This window comes from Alistipes montrealensis (assembly GCF_018362775.1).
Taxonomy (GTDB): domain Bacteria; phylum Bacteroidota; class Bacteroidia; order Bacteroidales; family Rikenellaceae; genus Alistipes; species Alistipes montrealensis.
Genome location: NZ_JAGYXY010000009.1, coordinates 48665 through 71771, shown reverse-complemented (window position 1 = coordinate 71771; position 23107 = coordinate 48665). Strand labels below are relative to the sequence as shown.

At 59.2% G+C, this 23107-nt stretch carries 11 protein-coding genes; 2 read left to right on the top strand and 9 right to left on the bottom strand.

Annotated features, from left to right (window positions below):
• Positions 1–9: 9 nt before the first annotated feature.
• From KG007_RS13710 to KG007_RS13675, 8 genes are all read right to left on the bottom strand, one after another.
• Positions 10–2307, bottom strand: a complete 2298-nt coding sequence (locus KG007_RS13710) for a GH92 family glycosyl hydrolase (RefSeq protein ID WP_213349697.1) — start codon at positions 2305–2307, stop codon at positions 10–12.
• Positions 2308–4794: a glutaminase domain-containing protein gene (locus KG007_RS13705; protein WP_213349695.1), complete on the bottom strand. Its 2487-nt coding sequence runs from the start codon at positions 4792–4794 to the stop codon at positions 2308–2310.
• 31 nt (positions 4795–4825) lie between these two features.
• The gene (locus KG007_RS13700) at positions 4826–7003 is read right to left on the bottom strand and encodes a hypothetical protein (RefSeq protein ID WP_213349693.1); all 2178 of its coding nucleotides are present in this window, start codon (positions 7001–7003) and stop codon (positions 4826–4828) included.
• A 100-nt stretch (positions 7004–7103) separates the two neighbouring features.
• Positions 7104–7919, bottom strand: a complete 816-nt coding sequence (locus KG007_RS13695) for a DUF3823 domain-containing protein (RefSeq protein WP_195461872.1) — start codon at positions 7917–7919, stop codon at positions 7104–7106.
• Positions 7920–7937: 18 nt separating this feature from the next.
• Positions 7938–9995 (bottom strand): RagB/SusD family nutrient uptake outer membrane protein, encoded by a 2058-nt coding sequence (locus KG007_RS13690; RefSeq protein ID WP_213349691.1) that lies wholly within the window; start codon positions 9993–9995, stop codon positions 7938–7940.
• A 36-nt stretch (positions 9996–10031) separates the two neighbouring features.
• The gene (locus KG007_RS13685) at positions 10032–13193 is read right to left on the bottom strand and encodes a SusC/RagA family TonB-linked outer membrane protein (RefSeq protein WP_213349689.1); all 3162 of its coding nucleotides are present in this window, start codon (positions 13191–13193) and stop codon (positions 10032–10034) included.
• A 22-nt stretch (positions 13194–13215) separates the two neighbouring features.
• The gene (locus KG007_RS13680; protein WP_213349687.1) at positions 13216–14655 is read right to left on the bottom strand and encodes a glycoside hydrolase family 76 protein; all 1440 of its coding nucleotides are present in this window, start codon (positions 14653–14655) and stop codon (positions 13216–13218) included.
• Positions 14656–14761: 106 nt separating this feature from the next.
• Positions 14762–16618: a carboxypeptidase-like regulatory domain-containing protein gene (locus KG007_RS13675; protein ID WP_213349685.1), complete on the bottom strand. Its 1857-nt coding sequence runs from the start codon at positions 16616–16618 to the stop codon at positions 14762–14764.
• A 321-nt stretch (positions 16619–16939) separates the two neighbouring features.
• On the opposite strand from KG007_RS13675, the gene KG007_RS13670 reads away from it, so the two are divergent.
• Positions 16940–19423, top strand: coding sequence for a Kelch repeat-containing protein (locus KG007_RS13670; RefSeq protein WP_213349684.1), 2484 nt, complete (start codon positions 16940–16942; stop codon positions 19421–19423).
• A gap of 65 nt (positions 19424–19488) precedes the next feature.
• Here KG007_RS13670 and KG007_RS13665 read toward each other — a convergent pair whose 3' ends face one another.
• Complete coding sequence (locus KG007_RS13665) at positions 19489–20976, bottom strand: glycoside hydrolase family 125 protein (protein WP_213349682.1); 1488 nt, start codon at positions 20974–20976, stop codon at positions 19489–19491.
• Positions 20977–21373: 397 nt separating this feature from the next.
• Here KG007_RS13665 and KG007_RS13660 point away from each other — a divergent pair, with 397 nt between their 5' ends.
• Positions 21374–23104 carry a DUF4954 family protein gene (locus KG007_RS13660; protein WP_213349680.1) on the top strand — a complete coding sequence of 577 codons (1731 nt, stop codon included), beginning with the start codon at positions 21374–21376 and terminating at the stop codon, positions 23102–23104.
• Positions 23105–23107 lie beyond the last annotated feature (3 nt).

The window sequence follows — 23107 nt, the reverse complement described above, 5'->3', positions numbered from 1 at the left end:
AATTCCCCGTTACTGCTCCGCAGAGAAGGAATAGGGACGGTCCTGCGGATCGACACCCCGCTTCCGGTTGGGCTCCGCAGACATGCGGAAGTCGATCTTCGCACCGTTGCTGAGCGTCTCGTGCGTCAGGTAGTTCTTCGTACTGGTCTTACCGTCGACTTTCAACTCTTCGACGTAACGCGCGGTCCGGGAGTTGTTCCCGGCGGTAATCTCCAGCGTCTTACCGTTGGCGAGGTGCACGGTCGCCTTTTTGAAGAGCGGCGAACCCAGGATATACTCGTCCGAGCCGGGGCACACGGGATAGAATCCCAGCGAGGAGAAGACATACCACGCCGAAGTCTGGCCGTTGTCCTCGTCGCCGCAATAGCCGTCGGGAGCCGCCGTATAGAGCTTATCCATCACCTCGCGGACCCAGTACTGCGCCCGCCACGGTTCGTCGGCCCAGTTGTAGAGGTAGATCATGTGCTGGATGGGCTGGTTGCCGTGGGCGTAGTTGCCCATGTTCATCACCTGCATCTCGCGGATTTCGTGGATCGGACGGCCGTAGTAGCTGTCGTCGAAATGCGGCGGAATGGTGAAGACCTCGTTCAGGTTCGCGGTGAAGCGCCCGGGACCGCCCATCAGTTCGACGAGGCCCGCCGGGTCGTGGAACACCGACCACGTGTAGTGGAGGCTGTTGCCCTCGGTGAAAGCGTCGCCCCACTTCAGGGGGCTGAACGGCGACTGGAACGTACCGTCCTCGTTGCGGCCCCGCATGAGCGACGAACCGGCGTCGTAGAGATTGCGGTAGTTCATCGCGCGCTCCTTGTAAGGGGCGATTTCACACTCGGGCTTGCCCAGCGCACGGCCCAGTGTGTAGATACACCAGTCGTCGTAGGCGTATTCGAGCGTACGGGCGGCATTCTCGCGGATGCCGACATCGTAAGGCACGTAACCCAGCTTGTTGTAGTACTCCCAGCCGAGGCGCCCGGTCGACGAAACCGTCGGATGCACGCTTTCGGCGCCGTGCTTGACAGCCTCCCAGAGCGTTTCGACATCGTAATCGCCGTACTTGTTCGCACCCTTGATCCATGCGTCGGCCACGACCGAAGCCGAATTGTTGCCGACCATGCAGCCGCGGTGGCCCGGCGAGGCCCATTCGGGCAGGAAGCCACTTTCGAGGTAGGTGTTCACGAGGCCCTCCTGCATCCGGGCATTCATCTCGGGATAAACCAGGTTCAGCAGCGGAAACAACGAACGGAACGTATCCCAGAAACCCGTGTCGGTGAATAGGTAGCCCGGGCGGACCGTACCGTCGAAGGGGCTGTAATGCACGCGGTTGCCCGCAGCGTCGATCTCCGAGAGGTCGCGCGGGAAGAGCACCGAGCGGTAAAGGCACGAATAGAACGTGCGGAGGTTGTCGACATTGTCGTCCTCGATCTCGATACGGCCCAGAACCTCGTTCCAGCGGTCGCGGCCTGCGGCAACGACGGCATCGAACGAGTCGCCGCCCAATTCGCGGAGGTTCAGTTCGGCCTGCTCCGCGCTGATGAACGACGAAGCGACGCGCAACTGCACCTGCTGGCCCTGCCTGGTGCGGAACCCTACGACAGCCCCGGCGTGGTCGGCCGAAGCCTCGGCCGTCCCTTCCGCAAGGAGGCCGTCGGCGACGGCGGCCACATACTGGAACGGCGTGTCGGATTCGATGACGAACCAGTTGCGGAAATTCGCAGGCACACCGCCCGAGTTCTTGGTCGTATAGCCCACGATATGCCGCATATCGGGCAGCACACGGACCTCGGAACCGGAATCGAAGGCGTCGACGACCAGATAGGAGCGTTCGGCCTCGGGATAGGTCAGGCGGAACATCGCGGCACGCTCGGTGGGCGTGATCTCCACCGTCACGTCGTGATCGGCGAGGTAGGCGCTGTAATAATAGGGCTTCGCCACCTCGGCCTTATGCGAGAACCAACTGGCGCGGGCGTCCTCGTCGAACACCGGGCCCGAGGTGACGGGCATCAGGGCAAACTGGCCGTAGTCGTTGATCCACGGCGAGGGCTGGTGGGTCTGCTTGAACCCGCGGATTTTGTCGTCGGTGTAGGTATAGGTCCAGCCGTTGCCCATCCGGCCGGTCTGGGGCGTCCAGAAGTTCATACCCCACGGGCGCGCGATGGCCGGGTAGGTGTTACCGGTCGAAAGTTCGTATTTCGACTGCGTACCGACCAGCGTCGAAACATAATCCACCGGATCGGCGGCGGGTGCGGCAGGCTTCGGGCAGCAGCCGGCCGACAGGACGATTCCCAAAAGGAATGCAAGGGTGCGTTTCATCTATTTTTTGATTTTCGGTTCCAGCATCTTGATCCAGTAACCTCCGACGACGGCACGCGCCATGAAACCGCGGCGGTTGGGTTTGTCGGTGAAGAACCAGTCGGACATCGGCACGCGGTCGACGGTCTGGTTCATGAAGTCGTACATCGGGTCGATGAAACGCTCGAACGTGGCCCTGTCGTCGGCCATCGTCGCGGTCCAGACGATCCAGTCGGCCTTGGTATAGGTCTCACGGTTGTCCAGCGGCAGGCCGTAGCGGTTCTGCTTTGTCAGGTAGTAGGCCAGTTCCTTCGGAGCGACCTCCTTGGGAAAAACGTTAAGTTTCAGCAGCTTGTCCCACACGAGATTGTATTTCTGGCTCCACGTGCCGGGCTTGTCGAACGTCAGGCGGTAGTGGTCGCCGTCGTCGGCCATTTTCACCCACTCCTTCGCCAGTTCGCGTGCTTTGGCGGTGTACTTCCCGGCAACGTCGTGCCTGCCCAGCATCTCGGCCATGCGGCCGTAGCAGGCGATGCCGACGATCGCCTTAATCGAAAGATTGGCGTTGTGGGCGAAGTGGCCCGCGAAATCGTCGGTGCAAAGCTGGTTCTCGGGATCGAGTCCCTTCTCGACAAGATAGTCGGTCCACGTGGTCAGCACGTCCCAATGCTTTTCGGCATAGGCAGCGGAGCCCTCCATCGTGCAGACGGCAGCAGTCAGCGCCAGCATGTTGCCGGCCTCCTCGACGGGCATGTCGCCGCCATAGGTCTGGCCGTTTGCCTGCGGATAGGTTCCCACGTCGTGCGAAGGGAAGGGTTTGGTCCAGCGGCCGCTCTCGCTGTAATAGTAAATATGGTTCATCAATCCTTTGGCCAACTCGGTATTGTAATACAGGAAGAGCGGCGAAGAGGGATAGGTGATGTCGACCGTACCGATCGAACCGTTGCTGTCGTTCTCCTTCGAAAGCCAGAGCAGGTCGCCGTTGGGGGCCTTGACCAACTTGTGCGCGGCGATCGACTGGCGGTAAGCCAGCGCGCAGAGTTCGGCGTAGCGGCGGCCTCCGACCGCAGCAGCAGCCTCCATCAGTTCTTTGTCGAATGCGTAGCAGCGTTTGAGCAGCGAAGCGTATTCCTTGTCGGCGGCGTTCAGCTCGTCGAAGATCGTGCGCGTACCGTCAGCGTTCCAGTAGGGCCGCAGGTTTTCGCCGAAATACTGAATCGACCAGATATCGTCGTAGGCGATCATGATTTTACCCGCAGCGTCCCTGGCATCGCCCAGGTCGCGCACGAGCGCCATGCGGGCCGAACTGTTCTCGCCCGAAACGGCAGAAGGATCGGTGGTCCCGGCGATAAAGGCCGAACGCAGGCGGTCGCTGTTGCCGACCATGCCCCGGGTGTTCTCCTTTTCGGCCGCGAGGTAGAAATAGCCCCAGTCGATGCGCACGTGGTCGCCGCGCTTGGCCAGGATGTTCTGCTCCTTGCTGCCCGACTTGAGGCAGACGAGTCCGTCCTTCTCGAAGCATTCGCTCTGCGACTCCTGGTAAGGCTGGTCGAGCGCCCAGCGGGGCGACGCCTCGACGTAGAGTTCCAGTTCGTGGGGCTTGCCGTCGGCGGAGGTGACGCGGTAGGTCAGGTAGTTGACCGGGCGGCTGATCAGCGCAAGGTCGTCGAGGAACAACGGCGCCGAGAAGGTCAGTTCCAGGTTGACATCCCCGCACGTGAAGGCATAGTGCGTCTGCGTGGCCTGCACGTCGACGGAGGTCTGCACGGCGGTCTTTTCGAGCGCCGTCTGCGTCTCTTTCGGGGTCAGCAGGCCGAAGTCCAGCAAACCGTTGCCCACCGGATTGCGGCACTCGGCGGCGATCAGGTTTTCGCCCTTGCGGAGCGTCGCAACGACGGCTTCGGGGAGTTTCACCATCGCGTTCTTGTTGCAGGTCGAACCGGTATTATGCACTTCGACGCCGTTCACGTAGAAGACGGCATCGTCGTCGTTGGAAAATTCCAGGAAGATTTGCTTCCCGGCCATATCCTCGTCGAGCGTCACCGTGCGGCGCACCCAGATGTTTTCGGTCGTCCAGTCGGTCTTGGCCGTAGGTTCGTTGATCTTCGTGCCGAAGGCCCCGCGGTCGCTCTTCCACGAAGCGTCGTCGTAGGAGGGCGCCTTCCAGTCGCCGGCGGGCTTCACGGTCGTCCAGCGGCCAACCCATTCGCCCTGCTCCGAGGTCGGAACGACAGGCAGCAGCTCGAGGTCCTCAGTGCCCATGAAACGGTAGGCTACGCCGTCGACCTTCAGGGCGCCGATCAGCGGGAAGTCCTTGCCGGTCCAGTGTTTGACCGAACCGTCGTAGAGATTGTCGGTCATCGACCAGGCGCTGGTGTAGGGGTCGATCGTAACGAGCGGATAGGCCGGGGCCCGCAGTTCGCTCTTGATAACTTCGCCCGTCGTCGCTCCCTGCCCGGCACAGGCGGCGGCAGCGAGGGGAATCAGGAATAAAAAGGGATTTTTCATGTATGAAAGTTAGAAATTAGTAGTTCTCGGTTTACCAGCCGATCTCGACGGCCACGCCGTCCGGATCGTTCTCGAAGCGCAGCCGGTAGGTCCGGCTCGCGGCGTCCCATTCGGCGGGGGCAAAAACCTCCCTGCCACCGACCTTCACGCTCCGGGGCTGCTTCGGAAGCAGAACGCGGGCCACACAGATGGTTTCGGCAGGACTTTTGGCCACAAAGGCGTAGCTGTGCCCGGTTACTTTCTCGTCGTAGGCCCGGCAGGCTGCGGCCAACACCTGCGGACGCCGCTTCTGCGCGACACGGCCGACGTTGACGAAAAGGCCCTGTTCGCCCGGACGGATCGTGCGTTCCGTGCAGACGGGAAGTTCCGGATCGTAGAGGTCGACGAGCGTACCGCGCAGCGTGTAAGGCGCGTCGCCGACGCTTTCGTCGAGCACGGCCACCAGGTCGTAGACGCCGCGCTGGAGGTAGAAATTATTTTTGAATGTCAGTTCCCCGCCCTTCGCTCGTCCTTCGTAGAGCGATTTGACGGCCCTGATCAGCGGCTCGTCGCCGCCCTTCGCGAGCACGAACTCCTTGGGATCGGCGCGCAGGATGCAGACCGTGCCTTTGCCGCAGGCATACTCGCCCTGGGGTGCGGCGGCGGGAATGTCCATCTGCGCGAAGAGGTGGTCGGCGGGCGCGGCATAGGCGTTGCCGCCGCTGTTCCACCACTCGCTCACCGTCTGGAACGGATCGTCGTCACGGCCGCAATAGACCAGCACGCCGCCTTTCTTTACCCACTCGGCCAGTTGGGTGTGTGCCTCGGGCGCGAGGGGTTTGAGGTTCGAATAGGTCATCAGCAGCACCTTCGTTGCGGCCAGCGCTTCCCGATAACCCAGGTTTTCGATATGCACGGTCTTCACGGGTACGCCGCGCTTGAGCAGCGGAAGCGTCAGACCGTAGAAGTTGGCCAACTGGGGATCTTCGTAGCCGGCATGGGTCGGAAAACGCTGGAACATCAGCGAATTGGCCATCAGGACGCTGATTCCGGCGGAACCGGTCAGGCGGTTATCGGTGGCGGGCATCGAGTTCAAAGCGTTGATCATCACCTGCATCTGCGTCGAATAGTGGCGCGGGATACGCGCCTTTACTTCGCTGTCGCGGCTGGTTTTGTAGAGCCCTTCGTAGATGCGTTCGGGCCACGGCATCACCTCGTAATCGGCAATCTGGGGATAGAGCAGCTGCGCGGTGAAGGTAGCTTCGTAATTCTTTTTATAGTCGGCCCAGTCGCGCGCCCGGTCTTCGATCGGGTCGGTCAGGAAGAACATCTTGCGGCCCGTGGGGGCGGTCATCGACTCCATCGAGCCGTATTCGAGGTAGGCGGTTTCGAAGACGCGCTCGCGAAGCGTGCCGTCGAAGTAGTTCGGTTCGCGCGACGTGCCGGTCCAGACCTGTGCGATATAGCCGTCGACCGAGGGCAGCGAGGCGAGGCTCGCTTCGGGGCTGACGATCTGCCACTGCGAATAGTTCACCAGCGAGTGGGTCGGGACATAGCATTTCACGTCCATGCCCTTGCTCCGGCCATACTCCTTGGCGTAGGTGAAGACCTCGTTCAGGGCGCGATAGTAGAGGTGGTACTTGAGTTTGTTCGCCAGGTAGGTGTTCTCAGGCGACTCGTGCTGCGGGCGCCAGTCGAAACCGTAGAAGGCTTTCCATTCGCGTTTGAACGCCTCGCTGTAACCGGCCCGGGCCCAAAACTCGGGTTCCTCCATGAAGATGGCGTCGATGCCCGCGTCGATCACACGTTTCACATGCCGCTCCTTGAGGTAACGGAGGTAGTTCTCCGACGGAACGATATAGGGCACGAGGTGTCCGTGCCAGATCGTATCGCCGCTGCGCTGCACCTGACCTTCGTCGAGATGCCACTCACCGTCCCACTTGCCGGTGAAATAGTCCTGGTATTCGCCCCAGGCGATTCCGGTCATGAAATGGGTTGTATAACCCCGTTCGCGCCACGAGGCGACGCGGTCTTCGAACGAGATGCGTTTCGAGCGGTCCGAAGGGTTGCCGCCCACGCCGTAGACCATCACGGCGTCGGCACGGTTGTCGATCGTGGGTCTCCACTCGCGGGAGGACTGGAAAGTCGTCTTTACATCGTCGGGCTGCCGCGCTCCGGCCGGATAAGCGAAGCCGGCGGCCAGCAGGCAAAAAATCCAAAATTTCTTCATGGCTGATCGTTATAACAGTCGGTGTGAAAAAAAGTTTAAGGTTTAAAGTCAGGTTCTTAGCGAAGATAACTTTAAACCTTAAACTCGTATGCAACAGGTTTTACGGAATAATCACTTCCATCGGTTCGCTGTAATTCCAGCGGCGCGTACCGCTGCCGGCCGGCGTGTCGTAGTTGATGCGCGCGGCGGCACGGACGAAGACCTTGCGGCCCGAGGGAACATAACCCTGCGAGCGGATGACCACGGGCTGGCCCAGGAACTCGTTGAAAGCGGAACCCGTGTATTCGAGCTTGCTCGACCAGCGTTCGTCGCGGGCGCGGTAACCCACGCTCGACGAATAGCTGACGAACAACTGGATGTCGGTCACGTTGAGGAACTCGTCCTTCCAGCCGCCCATCGGCTCGATCTTCTCGCGGAAGATCGCGTCGGAAACGCCGCGCGTCACGCGGACCTTGGCCGAAATCTTACCGTCGCTGACCATCGGATAGTCCACGAACTCGACGTTGAGGAAAGGCTCGACCTCGAAGCGGACGTTCTTCACGCCGCTGATTTGCAGCGTCTGTGTCTCGTCGGCCAGAGGCACGCCGCGCTCGTCCTCGCGGACCAGCGGAATGAACGGACCGTCGACGCGGACGTTGTATTCCCCCTTGAAGACCTTCGTGTTCTGGAACGTTCCGTCGGGCATGCAGAAAAAGTCGGGATTGGGCTGGACGTTTTCACCCCAGCTCAGTTCCAGCAGGCGCACGCGGATGCCCTCGCTGCCCTGGTCGGTCAGCACGGGTTTGCCCGTGGCCACGTCGACCACTTCGCCGCGCAGCGTTTCGGCGGGCTCGTCGTAGTTGTCGACCTTGAAAATCTCGCACGAAGTGAAAGCGAGCGAAGCGCACAATAAACTGTATAATGCTATCTTTTTCATAATCTGCGTATCTTAAGGTTAACGGTTCGGCTGCTGGTCGATCACGGGACTCTTCGAAACCTCGCCGCCCGGGATGGCAAAATAGTAGTCGAGAACCGAATAGTTGAAGGTCTTCAGGCTGACCCACTGGAAATGGGCGTCGAAGAAGTACTTGTCGGCCTGGGTCGAATAGAACGGATAGAGACCGCGGAAACGGTAGTTCGAGTTGTTGCTGTAAAGATCCTTGTTGCGGGTTTCGCCCCAGAATCCGTCGCGGCCCTCGTAGTGCCATACGCGCCAGCGGCGCAGGTCCCATTTGATCTTGTGCTCCAGCGCGAGTTCCTTGCGGCGCTCCTTGCGGACGATGTCGCGGCCCGTGCTGGTCGGTGCGATATTGGTCTTGAGCAGTTCGGCCCCGGCGCGCTCGCGGATGTCGTTCACCGCATCGGTAGCCACCTTCGTCAGGTCGGCGCCGTCGGGCGAAGCCACGCCGGCCATCGCCAGTTCGACGGCGGCTTCGGCGGCGTTGAGCAGCACCTCGGCATAACGCATCAGGATGAACGGCTGGGCCGAGTTGCCCTCCTTGGCGACGAACGAAGGATCGGGGTTGAGCCACTTGCGGCCATAGAAGCCCGTCAGGTTAGCCTCGCCGTCCTCGTAGAACGGACCGTTCTCCCCGGCGACCGACATTTTGACACCCTTGACGACGAGCGAGTCCTGGCCGGTACTCTTCGCACTCATGCGGAGCGTCTTGGCGCTGGTATAGATATCCAGTTTCTGGTAAGTCGTTTCGGCGGCGCTGTACGAATAGTCGCTGAAGAACGGCTTAACAGGCGTCGAACCCGTATAGATGCCGGCGCGGGTTTCGTTCTCGCGGTTCTTGAACATGTCGCCCGGGAAAATGACGTAGGCGCGCAGACGCGGTTCCGCATTGGCGAACAAGTCCATCGGTTTGTCGAACATCAGGTAGTTGCCCGAGGTATTCGAAACACCGTCGGTAACTTTGAGCGTACCGTCGCGGTAGCGGTCGAAGCCGTCGAAGAGTTCGATGAAATCGAGCGTCGGGCAGGTTCCGGCTGACAGCGGACCGCGGAAATAGAACGTCGAGCTGTAAGCGTCGTAGCCGTGGGTCAGCGTCGGATAGACATACTCCTTGACATAGATGTTCTCGGGGCTCGAAAGGTCGCTGAACATGTCGACCATGTTCTGGTACTGCGCCTCGCGGTTGGTTGCCGACCATTTCTTCTTGTAGAGCGAATAACCGCCGTTGGCCATCACCTCGCGGGCAGCCTTGTAGGCTTCGGTGAAGTACTTTTTCGAGGCGGCCTCCCAGGTCTTCGAGTCGAAGCCCATGACACGAACGCCCGTCTTGCGGCCCAGGCCCGTCAGGCGGCCCGTCACGGTCTCGTTGTACTTGGCCACGCTGCCGGCATAGAGCATCGCTTCCGACTTGAACGCCAAGGCGATATAGCGGTTCGCATAACCCGTCTTGGAGGCTTCGAGTTTGGGCATCAGCAGCGCAATGGCATTGTCGTAGTCCGAAAGCACCTGGTTCCACGTCTCCTCCTCGGAGGCACGGGGAACTTCGAGTTCGCTGGCCGAAGCCGGGTAGTCGATCACATGCGTCACCAGGGGCACGCCGCCGAAACGGCGGGCCATGGCGTAGAATACCGTGGCGCGCACGTAGTAGGCTTCGCCGAGGTAGTGGTTATAGGTCACCTCGCCGAACGATCCCCGGTATTTGGGCAGCGTTTCGAGCAGGTAGTTGGCGTCGCGCAGCAGTTTGAACGCATCGCCCCAGTAGGCCGTGCGCTCGCCGGTGAACGCCGCACAGATGCCGTCGCGGTTGACGGCCTCGCCCGTGCCTTCGATACCCATGGCGGACAGCCAGCCGTTGTACTCATAACCCCACTGGGCCATGTACTTGAAATCCTCGAAAGGCATGTGACTGTACATGCGGGCCAGGTAAATCTCCATACCGGCCTCGTTCGACAGCAGGTCGTCGGCAGTCACAATATTCTTCGGCGCAAGGTCCAGGTCCACGCAGGAGGTGGCCAGCAACAGTGTGCACAAAGAAGCTATCAGTGTCTTTTTCATAAGTGTCAGATTTGTAATTCGCAACGTTTTGATCTGTTAGAACGAGAGTGCGAGTCCCAGCGTGTAGGTCTTGTTCAGCGGGTAAAGGCGGCCCTGCTCGTCGTCGGGATGCTCGGGATCGACGAATTTCACCCCGGTGATCGTGAAGAGGTTATAGGCGTTGGCGTACACACGCAGGCTCACCGACGAGAATTTGCTGATCCGCGGAATGGTGTAACCCAGTTCGAGGCTCTTCAGGCGCAGGTAAGCGGTGCTCACGCGGTTGAACTCCGAGTTTGCGATCGGCGAATGGCCCGTGTAGGCGTAGTGCCCGCCGGTCCACTTCGTAGAGGGCGCATAGGGGTCGGCCGTCGGGTCGACGGGATGCCAGCGGTCGAGGAACTGCTCCAGCGCACCGCCGCCGTCCTTGCCCCAGATGGCGTAAAGCGGCTCCTGATATTGCATCGAGCCCAGTGCCGAGCCCTGGAAAAGCATGCTCAGGTCGAGGCCTTTCCACGAGCAGGAGAAGTTGAGGCTGAAGTTGAGCCACGGCGTCTGGTCGAAGGCGAAAGGATGCTCGTCGAGCGAGTTGATCTCGCCGTCGCCGTTCCAGTCGACGTATTTATAATCGCCCGGCAGGAGGTTGTTATCCTTGTAGATCGGATAGTTCCAGATGTCGTTCCAGTCCTGGTAACGCCCGGCCGACTCGTAGCCGAACTGCACGCCCTGGAAACGGTTGTTCAGGTTGTCGTGGCGCCAGCGGTCGTAGGAGTTGCCGTAGCCGCCGTTCTGAACCGCTTTGAGGTACTTGTTGCGCGTGATGGTGGCGATACCCCGGAGGTCGTAGGAAAATTCGCCGACCTTGTTGCGGTGGGTGATCTGGAGTTCGAGACCCATGTTGCGGCTGCTGTTGGCATTCAGACGCGGGGCCGTGGCGCCGATAACCGTCTGGAAATCGCCCTCGGGACGAGCGTACAGGCCCGACATGTGGCGGTCGAAGTAATCGAACGAAATGCCCAGCAGGCCGTTCCAGGCCTCGAAGTCGACGCCGACGTTGAACGTACGGGCCGTAAACCACGAAATGCCGATGTTCGGAATGGCTTTCGGGTCGACGCCCATGATCACATTGCCGCCGAAGATATATCCCGGGGCGTACTGGTTATAATAACCGTTTTCGCCGTTGCTGTTCGTCGACGGATAGGTATACCCCATCACCCAGTCGTATTCGGCGCCCGTATCGTCACCCATTTCGCCGTAGCTCGCACGCAGTTTGAATTGGTTGATGAACGAGAGGGCCGAACAGGATTTGAAGAACGGCTCCTCCGAGATGCGCCATCCGGCGGAAATCGAAGGGAAGAAGCCCCAGCGGTGACCCTTGGCGAACTGCGACGAACCGTCGTAGCGGAACTGCGCTTCGAGCAGGTAGCGGTCGTCGTAGGCATAGTTGAGACGGCCGATCAGTGCGCCGTAGGCCTTTTCGTAGATGCTGCCGGAATTGGCGCCGCTGTCCTTGTTCGAATCCGTACCGTTGAACAGGTAGGGGGTCGCAAAGGCCAGTTCGCGCTGGGCGTAGAAGTTGTCGCCCTTGATCTTCTGGACCTCCCAGCCGACCAGCGCGCCGACCTTGTGAACGCCGTTGAACGTGCGGTCGTAGTTGATCGTGATCTGGCCCAGGGTCTGCTGGCGGTCGTAGAACTCGCGCTTGAGCCGGTTGGGCGAACTATTGTTGTAAAGTTTTTGCAGGTAGCTTCCCGTAGTGGGATCGGGGGCATAGAGCGAATACTCCCGCTGGAAGATTTCGTTGTTGTCCATGCGGTAGTCGTAGCTGAGCATTCCCTTGACCGAAAGACCCTGCAAAGCGTGCGTCAGCGTTCCGAGGTCATAGGTCAGCGACGCCGACGACTGGAAGGATTTCTGCTTGTATTTGCGGTAGCCCGAAACGTCGGAGGTCATCTTGGCAACGGTATTCTCGTCGAGGTCGAGACCTTCGTAGTTGAGCATCGTATTCTCGGGGTCGGCATAGGCGGGGAAGAGCACGCCCTGACGCCAGTAGTTGCGGATGATGTCCGTCGAAGTCGAATAGGGATTGTTACGCTCGTCGGCCATGCCGTTGATCTTCAGGTCGAAAGTCAGGCCTTTGAAAATCTCGGTCGTCAGGTTCGAGCGCAGGTTGAATTTATCGTAATTGAGGTCGCCCGAGCGGAAGAAGCCTTCCTGGTAGAAATAGCCCAGGCTGACGAAATACTGCGTCTTCTCGCTGCCGCCCGAAATGCTGACATCGTGCTGCGTCTGCGGGGCGAAATCGGCAAAAATCAGGCTGTTCCAGTCGGTCGTGCGGCGTGCGCCGGTACGGTAGTCCTCGAAATCCTTCTCCAGGTAGACGGGAGCGCCGCCGCTGACCTTGTTCATCGCCATTTCGTTGTAGAGCGTCATGGTCCCGAAAGCGTCGGCCAGCTTGGGCATCTTCGAGGGGACCTGGAACGTATAGGAGCCGTTGTAGCTCACTTTCGCCTTGCCCTGCTGACCTTTCTTGGTGGTGACGAGCACAACGCCGTTGGCGGCGCGCAGGCCGTAGATGGCCGCTGCGGCATCCTTCAGCACCGAAACATCGTCGATGTCGCTGGGATTCATGCGCTGGAAATCCTCCACCGAACGGGGAATGCCGTCGATGATCACCAGCGGGCTTCCCAGACCGCGGATGTCGAAATTGGCGTTATAAGTTCCCGGCTCGGAGCTCTTCTGCCAGACACGAACACCGGCCACGCGGCCCGTGAGCATGTTCTGCGGGTTCTCGCTCTTGGTGTGGATCATCTCCGAACCCCGGACCGCAGCCACGGCTCCCGTAATCGAACCGCGTTTCTGGACGCCGTAACCCACGACCACAACGTCGTTGATCAGCGTTTGGTCGCTGCTCAGCACGACGTTGATCGTCGTACGGCCGTTGACCTTCTCTTCCTTGCCCGTGAGGCCCACGAACGAGAACGAAAGCGTCGCATTGGCCGGAACGGTGATCGTATAGCGGCCTTCGCCGTCGGTCACAGCACCGATATTCGTATTTTTGGCGACGACGGTGGCGCCGACGACCGGTTCATTGCTGCTGTCGGTCACGACTCCGGTCACCGTTGCGTTCTGCGCCCACGCCGAGGAGGTTGCAAAAACAAGGAGGAGACTCATCAGCAGGCCGAAGAAGCCCCGCCGCGGATGTGAAATATTCTCCATAATCATTCGGTTTTAAGTTGGGTTACTTTTCTAATTCGTAGCGGGCCAGCCCGGCATACTCTGCGGCAAAGGCAAAGATGAACTGTCCGTCGACATTGTTCTTGCCGCGGTCCTGGTTCCAGCCTACGAGCAGGTTGGTAGGCAACAGGCCGTTGCGCAGGAAGTGCGACCAGGCGTAGTCGAGATTGGCCTGGAAGCTCGCCAGGGGCGCCGAAACCGACGGGTAGAACTTGTGTCCGTCGACCCAGCCGCGCATCATCACGCCGTTGAACCAGTCGTTGAAGCCCAGGACGCTGTACGTATAGTAGCCCGGGACGTTCTGGTTGAGTTTGCCGAAGTAGTTGAAGCTGGCATCGGAAAGCTGCTGGAAATCCTCCAGGTACTCGCCCAGGCGGGTTACGCGGTAGAGGTCGGCAGCGCCCGAAAGCATCGTGCCGCAGTTGTAGGAGAGCGCTTCGCCTTCGCTGCGCGTCAACTGGGTGTTGGCGCGGTAGCGCACGCCGCCGACCCATTCGTAAGCCACGTCGCAGTTGGGAACGCATCCGCCGCGCATGTCGTGGTAAACGCCGTCGCTGCGGAGCAGCGTCGATTTCTGCCAGTCGTAGACCTTCTTGGCGAAGTCGAGGTAGTAGCGGCTCTTCTTGACCGTCTCGCTCTTGCGCTTCTTGTCGATGTCGATGAAGCGGTGCGTGGTCTGGTCGTCCTTGCCTTTGTAAATCTCGTAGAGCCACACCAGCGGGCTGACCATCGGGCCGTTGCTGCACGAGTGCTTGGTCGTGTAACCGGGGCCCCAGGGAATGCCGCCGTTTTCGTCGCCGTCGACGTTGAGCGTGCAGTCCCAGCCGTCGAGCACATACTCGGTCAGGTACTCGGCCTTTTCGAGGTAGGTTTTGTCGCCGGTCAGTTTATACGCCTCGATGAACTCGCGGATCAGCCACTGCTGGTCGTCGTAAACGTTCAGGACGCCGTCGACCTGCGCCGAACCCTTGTCGCTGCCGCGGTTCACGCCGTAGACGGTCCATTTCCGGGTCTGCGTGAACGAAGTCAGGGTATAGGTTCCCAGGTAGTAATCGGCATTTTCGTAGAGCTGGGCCAGCAGGTCAACGTAACGCTGGAAATGCTGGTCGTAGAGTTCCGGAATACCCTCGCGCTGCTGGGTCTTCAGGCCGCGGAGGATGGCGTTGACGGCCTCGATCGACGAACCGTACATCCAGACACTGGCTTTTTCATCGGGACTGGTCCCCGTGAAAGGATTGTAGTAGCGCGACATGGTCATGCCGGAGCCTTCGAAATAGCATTCTATCGCCCGGTCGACCAGCGCCATGGCCCGTGTCATGTTCTGCACGGACTGTTCGGACGGTGTCTCCGGAATACGGACCGTATTGTCGGGCTCGTTCGTCTTGCTGCATGCAACGGTGGTCAGCATCAGCGAACTGAGCGCAAAAGAAATGATTTTTTTCATAAGTCAGGGTTATCGGTCCCGGCTCCCCGGAGCATCCTCCCGTCCATGGCGGCCCGAAGGCCTGTCCGGAGGAAGGATACCCGCAGAAGCGCAGGATTTTTTCAGATTAGTTCATCTCAACGTCGTAAATGCAGACCTTGCTCTCAGTGCCGTTTTCCTCGCCCTTGTAGACACCGAGGACCAGCACCACGTCTTCGCCGTTGAACTTCGAAAGGTCGTAGACGAACTTGGCATAAGCATCCGGGTTGCCGGGACCGCCGTTCTGGTGGACAAATTTCCAGCATCCGTTGGGGGCTGCCGAGGAAGATGCGGCCGTATTCGATGCCGGAACGATGTGTTCTACCGTGCCGTCGTTTTTGATGGCGGTGATCTTGAAGAACGTAGCTTCTCCGGCGAAGTTGCGGATCCGCAGCGTCAGGTTGTTGCTGCCCTCGGCAATCGAGAACTTCGCATAGAGGTAGGCTTCCGGCTCAATCGTGTTAACCGCCGTGCCGCCGCCGCGCGTCTTGATGATATAACCCTCGCCGGCAAACGGCTCCGGGTCCTTGACGCGGGGAACGAACGACCATTCGGCGGCAATATGGGCGTTGTCGCGCCACGAGTGGTAAGCAACCTGGCGGTTGTCCTTGTTCTTATCGCCTTCGCAGACGGTAACGCCGCTGAACTTCTTCTTGGTGTGCGGCATCGTCGAACGAACCATCTCCATGGTCAGCTTCCAATCCTTGAGGTCGTCGTTGACAGCCGTACCCGTGATATAGTTCCAGCCGTCGATTTTCGCGGTCGAGAAAGCGATACGGCGCAGCACCAGCTGCTTCCAGTAGTCGCCCGTCTTGGCGCGGTAGATACCCACGGCGATCACGACCTCCTTGCCGATGTAGTCGCTCAGGTCGAAGCCGAAGGACTTGTACGAATCCGAACCATAGCTTTCGTTGCCGCCGATCTTCACGGCTGCGGGCTCAGCGGCGGAAAGGTCGATTACCTGGACGCCGAAGACCGCGGGATTCTCGGAGTCGGCATTGTGCGTGCGCACCTGCAGGGTCATCACCTTGTTGTCCTCGGTGATCAGTTTGCTGCCATATACATAGGAGTCGAAGACATCGAGGTCGACGGGATTCTTCTGGTTGGCCCCGTCGTTGCGAATCTGGAGCGTCGTACCTTCGTTCTGCTCCTGCCATGCACCCACGAAATCGAGTGCGGCCATATAGTCGGTCGACCAATCCCAGTGCGGGTAGCTCGTATCGTTTCCGCCGCCGCGGTATTCGCTGTAATACCACTTGTCGGCATCACGCAGGTCGAATGCCGTCTTGCCGCGGAGCACCTCGGGGCTGCCCATGACTACGTCGAGGACGGCGGTGTTATTCTCGAAAGCGTCGCGGCCCATTTTTTTGGTAACGGTCGCGTAATCCTTCAGCGAGAAGGTCAGCTCGTAGGCGTCGAGCGGCAGGTTGGCGATCTCGTACTTGCCGTTCGCATCGGTCATGCCCGTCTGGGTCTCGCTGATGGTCACCTTGACCCCGGCCAGCGGAGCGCCGTCGTTGCGGGCGTCGAGAACCGTACCCGTGATCTTCGCCGCGGCGTAACGCATCTCGATGTTGACCGTAGCCATCGCCTCGGCGTTGAACTTCTGCGGTTTGAGCGTCACGCTCGTAGTCTGGTAAGTCGCCTTCTTGCAGGTAATCATGTGCGAACCCACGAGCACGTCGGTCAGGGTATAGCGGCCGTCGGCCTCGGTAGTAGTCGTAGCCGTCACACTCGTCTCCGTCAAATCTACGATATCGGCGATCGACACCTCGACCCCGCCGAGCACATTGCCCTCGTCGTCCGTCACAACGCCCGAGACCTCTCCGATCGTCTTTTCCGTCTCACCCTTCGTGTCGTCGTCCTTACACGAGCTCACCGAAACAGCCAGCCCTCCGAGGAGCGCCGTAAACGCGAATGTTCGCAATAGTCTGTTTAATCTCATAGTTTTAAGTTGTTAGTAAGTTTTAATAAAAATTTTAAGAAATCGAAAGGCGTTCGCTCGACTTTGGCCTCAATCTCCCGCCGCCTGTATTTTTTTGATAAATTTGAGGTGCGATAGGTTAATTACAGGGTTAAAATCCGGTTAATCGGCAGAAAAAATCATTAATCCCCGATTTTTTAACCCTCCGGAAAGGCTTTTCCGGGAGCCGAACGAGGCGCGAAATTAGCAATCGGATCCGAATCAAGGAGCGGCCGGCCGGTAAAAAATTTTCATATTTCCAATAAATTATTATCTTTGTAAGACCGAACCTCCAAACGTATCATGGGCAGATACTACCATACACTCCTCCTCATTGCACTGACTGCGATCCAAACCGCGTCCGCGCAGGGCCTGAAATTCAACAGCGCCGAATTGCCGATCGACAAGCGGACCTCGTACAATGTCTTCGACGAACGCGTTCCGTCGTTCGCGGACCGGTTCGACATCGAATTCGACATCCGGCTCTATCCGGTCACCGAAATCGGTTACATCCTGCGCATCAAGAACCAGAAGAGCGACAAAATCTACAACCTGTTCTACGACGGGCAGGGCGACGACTTCTTCAAACTCAACGAAGAGGGGAAATGCAACCTGATAACGGCGAAAATCGACCGGGAGGAGTTGCTCGACGCCCATTGGTTCCGCATGAAACTCGCCTTCGACCTCAAAGGCGACTCGATCACGCTGACCATCCACAACCGCACCTTTACGGCGACGCAGGCAAACCTGCCGGACACTTACAGCCCGATCATCATTTTCGGCAAGAGCGACCACATCATCGACGTTCCCTCGTTCGCCATCCAGAACCTCACGGTCGGCAACAGCAAGAATTACACGTTCGAACTCAGCCAGAACGAGGGAAACACGGTCTACGACACCAAAGGGCGCCCGCAGGGCCGGGTCCAGAATCCCGAATGGCTGATCAACGACGCCTATCACTGGCGCTACCGGGCAGCATTCGCATCGCAGAGCGTTGCCGGGACAAATTACAACCCCTTACGCAAGGAGGTTTACTATTTCAACCGGGACACGCTATTCATATACAACGTCCGCACCGAGCAGACCGAAATGCACCGTTTCGCCGAACGTTGTCCGCTGAAACTGGTTCTCGGCATGAACTTCATCGACCCGGCGCACAACAAACTCTACGCCTACGAGGTTTACGACGAGACCTCGCCCGCAGACTGCCCCGCCATGGCCTGCCTCGACCTGGACACCTATCGCTGGAGCACCGAGTGCCGGGAACACATGCCGACGCAGCTGCATCACCACGGGTGTTATTTCGACCCCGAACAGGGCCGTTACACGATTTTCGGAGGGTTCGGCAACATGAGTTACAGCCGCGAGTTCCACACCTACGACCTGCAGGCGAAACACTGGGAGCCGCTGGGCGAATTCAGCGGCGACCCGCTCTTCCCGCGCTATTTCTCCTCGATGGGCTACCTGAAGGAGAACAACTCGATTTACATCTTCGGCGGCATGGGCAACGAATCGGGCGACCAGTCCGTCGGGCGTTACTATTTCTACGACCTGCACCGCCTCGACCTCACGACGGGCCGCATCTCGAAACTCTGGGAAATACCGTGGCGGAAGACCAATTCGGTCCCCGTACGCAACATGGTGATCCTCAACGATTCGTGTTTTTACACACTCTGCTACCCCGAGAGCGTCTCGAACTCCTACCTGCACCTCTACCGCTTCTCGATCGCGGACGGCAGCTACGAAATACTGAGCGACTCGATTCCGATTCGGTCCGACAAAATAACGACCAACGCCAACCTCTACTACGACGCACAACAGGACGACCTGTTCGCCACCGTACAGGAGTTCGACGATGACATCCAGTCGCGGATGAAAGTCTATCGGCTGGCATTCCCGCCCATTTCGGCCGAAGAACTGGCCGGACACGCCAAACCCCGGAGGAGCGATACATCCTGGATGCTGGTGCTAATCATAGTATTAGGTGCGACGGCAATCGGGGGGGGGATTGTGTGGCGCCGGAAGTCCGCAGGTAAAACGCCGGGCGAAGCGCCGGACGAAACAGAAGCCGCAGAGATGTCGGCCCGGCCCAATTCGATCTGCCTGTTCGGTGATTTCATGGTCCGCAACCGCCACAACCGCGATATAACCTACCTGTTCACCACGCGGCAGCGACAGATTTTCTGCCTCGTGCTGCAAAACAGCTTCGAAGACGGCATCTCTTCGCAACGGCTCAGCACGCTGCTGTGGCCGGACAAGCCGGAGGACAAAGTGAAAAACTCGCGCGGCGTGACGATCAACCACCTGCGCAAGACGCTCAGCGAACTGGACGACGTGGAACTGGTTTACAGCAAGGGCTGTTTCCGGCTCGTACAGGGACCGGCCTTTTACTGCGACTATACGCGCTGCATGGAGATTATCTCGGCAGAGCAGATCGGAGAGAACCGCGGGGAACTGGTGCAACTGCTTTCACGCGGAAAATTCCTCAAACACGACGACCAGCCGCTTTTCGACTCGTTCAAGGAGGAGGTGGAACGTACGTTGGAACCCGTCCTGCAAATCGAAATGGAGAAATGCTTTGCGGAGGAGGACTACGGAACGACGCTTGCACTGGCCGAGGCCGTATTCTGCATCGATCCGCTCAACGACCAGGCCTTAGCCTACCTGGTCCGGTCGCTCAACCGGCTGAAACGCAACGAGGAAGCCCGCAGCCGTTACCAAGCCTTCGTCCTCGAATACAAGAAGACGTTCGGGGCCGAATACCCCTATCCGTTCCGGAACCTATAACGACAAGCCCCAACAATAAATGCCGGAGTCTGGGACTCCGGCATTTATTTTCCGAGTTTCGGCCTTTACTGAACCGTGATGCTGTTCAGCAGGTCCGTCTTGCCCTCATTCACCAGCTTCAGGATCAGCTCCCCGAACAGCGTGTTCTGCCACGCGAACCACGAACGCGTAAACTTCGCAGGATCGTCCTTGTGGAAAGATTCGTGCATGAAACCCGTACCCGCATCGGTCGTCAGCAGCATCTCAATGCAGCGTTTGATCTCGGCGTCGTCCGTAGACGTGAAGGCCTTCATCATGATGCTCATCGGCCAGATCATGTCGTAACCGATATGGGGACCTCCGATACCTTCGCCCGCCGAGCCTTTGAAAAAGTAAGGGTTCGATTCGCTCCAGACGAAACGGCGCGTATTCCGGTAAACAGGGTCCTTCACATCCATATCACCCAGGTAGGGCATAGCAAGAAGGCTCGGAACGTTTGCGTCGTCCATCAAAAAGCGGTTCCCGTAGCCGTCGACCTCGAAGGCGTAGATCTTCCCGAATTCCGGGTGATCGCAGGTCGCGTATTTCCGGAGAGCCGTCTCCACCTCGTCGGCCAAAGCACGGCACTCCGAAGCCAGCTGCTTCTCCTTGTTCACCTTCGTCAGGATTTCAGAAGCTTTGCGAAGCGACGTAACGGCGAAGAAGTTCGAGGGAACCAGGAACAGGAACGTCGTGGCGTCGTCCGAGGGACGGAACACCGAGGCGATAAGGCCCACCGGGTTGACAGGGTTGCCCTTGCCGTCGTTGCAGACCGTATCCAACTGGCGTTCCGTGCGACGCTGGAACGTATAGGGACCCACACCATCCTTGCGCTGTTGTTCGCGGAACGTACGGAGGATATTCTTTACCGCGGCAAGCCAGTGTTCGTCGAAGACCGAAGCGTCGCCCGTGATCTTCCAGTACTCGTAGGCTAGGCGAAGCGGGTAGCACAGCGAGTCGATCTCCCATTTGCGTTCGTGGAGTTCAGGGCGCATCTGCGTCTTGTCCTTCATCCACTGGTGGTCCGGGTTCGGATCGTAGGGGTCCAGGAACGCGTTCGCGTAAGGGTCCAGTTCGATGCACTTCATCTGCCGACGGATCACACCGGCGAGCATCCGACGAAGGTGTTCGTCCTTATGGGCCAGTTGCAGGTAGGGCCACACCTGAGCCCCGGAGTCCCGGAGCCACATCGCATGGATGTCGCCCGTATAGACCACCGTATCGTCCTTGCCGTTATCGTCCGTACGGTAGCGAACGGTCGTATCCAGCGTATTGGGAAAGCAGTTCTCGAACATCCAAGCCAGTTTCCGGTTCGTAAGGACGCCTTTGATCCGCGCGATCTCAGATTCGACGGCCGACGATTGGAACAACCGCTCCGATGCCGACGGACGCTTAGTTTGAGTGTAGTCGGGAACTACGGCAGAAACGCGTGTCGCATCCGAGACGATAAGCTGGGCAGCGGACGCCCGCAAGGAAACGCCGAAGCACAGCATCGAAGCCGCAAGGCATAATTTCAGAATTTTGTCAGTTTTCATTCTGTTTAGCATGTTTTATTGGGGATTATTCAATGTTAAAACTCCGCGACTCGCAGGCCAACGAGTCGACGGTATTCGGAGAACGGATGCGAAGACCCTGCATAAGAGGGTGACGGAGTGACGGAAGTGCAGGTCGCCGGATTTCGTTCGGAGACAAAGGTAGAAATTTCCGGGCTTTCCTGCAACGGCCGAAACAAAAAACACGGGACGAAAATGGCTTTCAAGCAAAACACAGTACGGCTCCATTGCCGGAAAACGGTTCCGTCTGCGCAGCGGAACCCGTTGCACAGCCCTTACGACCGCAGAGCCACAGTCGGAAGAAAGTCGAGTTATCGGACCGTGTTCGCGTTATTTAAATGCAATTTGTTATATTTGCATCTGAATAACTCCACAGCAAATGACTCCACTCAGAAAATTAACCTCCTCGGAAACCGCCTCCCTCGAAGCACTCGGCAATTCGGCCGAAGATTGGTCGAAGGTACTGGTCGCAGAGGACTTCCAACCCTTCCAGTTGCTCCAGAGCCATCTGGAAGGAAATATCGAACTCGCAGCCGGGGCCCGCATCATCCGCTCGCGCGTCGCGAATTACCGCATCGGGCCCGGTTCGCTCGTCGAAGGCGTCACCGCCCTCGAATGCCGCCGCCGCTCCTCGTTCGGCAACGGCGTCGGCGTAGCTACAATGAACGAATGCGGAGGCCGCACGGTAAAGATTTTCGACCGGATGTCGGCGCAGACAGCCTACATCATGGCCGTTTACCGCCACCGGCCGCAAACCATCGCCGCATTTGAAAAAATGGTCGGCGCATATACCGAAGGGCGTTCGTCGGAGATGGGCGAAGTGGGCAGCCGCTGCCGCATCGTCGGGGCCCGCTTCATCCGCGAGGTCCGCATCGGTGACGACGTGGAGATCGACGGCGCTTCGATCCTCGAAAACGCCACCCTCTGCGACGGCGCGCACATCGGTGTGGATGTCAAAGCCTACGACTTCATCGCCGCCGAAGGTTCGGTCATCAGCAACGGGTCGATCGTCGAGCGCTGTTTCATCGGCGAAAGCTGCCGCCTGGACAAAGGCTTCACGGCCGCCGAGTCGCTCTTCTTCGCCAACTCGCACTGCGAAAACGGCGAGGCTGCAGCGATCTTTGCCGGGCCTTACACCGTTTCGCACCACAAATCGTCGCTGCTGATCGCCGGCATGTTCTCGTTTTTCAACGCCGGCAGCGGCTCGAACCAAAGCAACCACCTCTTCAAGAGCGGCGCCGTACACCAGTCGGTGCACCTGCGCGGCTGCAAGTTCGCCAGCAGCGCCTACATCATGTCGCCGGCGCTCGAAGGGGCCTTTACGATGGTCATGGGACACCACTCCTACCACCACGACACCTCGGCTTTTCCCTACTCCTACCTGATCGAGAAGGAGGGCCGCACACACCTGATGCCGGGCGCCAACTTCACCAGTTTCGGAGCCGTGCGCGACATCGAGAAGTGGCCCGCCCGCGACCGCCGCTCGGTAAAGCGCGACGTGATCAGTTTCGAAGAGTACAACCCCTATATCACGGGCGCCATGCTCCAGGCCGTGGACATCCTCCACTCGCTCCAGGAGCAGGACCCCGACGCCCCGGTGTTCACCTACAACAAAACCCTGATTCGCTCGGCAGCCCTGCAACGGGGACTCAAGCTCTACAACAAGGCCATCGTGGCGGCGTTGGGCGCGATGCTGGCCAAAGGGACATCGAATCCGCGCTATGACGGCGACGGGCAATGGCTCGACCTGGCCGGGCAGTACATCGCACGCAGCGAGGTCGAAGCGATCCTCGCTGCCGTGGACCGCGGCGAGTTGACGACGACCGACGCCGTGGACAATCGGTTCCGGGTCTTCGCCGTACACTACGACGACTACGCCCACAGTTGGGCCAAGCAGGTTTATGCTTCGATACTGGGCCATACGCCGACCGTCGACGAGATCGAACAGGCCGTCTCGGCAGGCCGCAATGCCCACGCCTCGATGCGCCGCACGACCGACGCCGACCGCGACCGCGACTGTTCGCTCGACATGGCCGTCAGCTACGGCCTCGACTGTACGAGCGAGGAGGAGCGCCGCGAAGACTACTATTCGGTCCGCGGCCTGAAATAGACG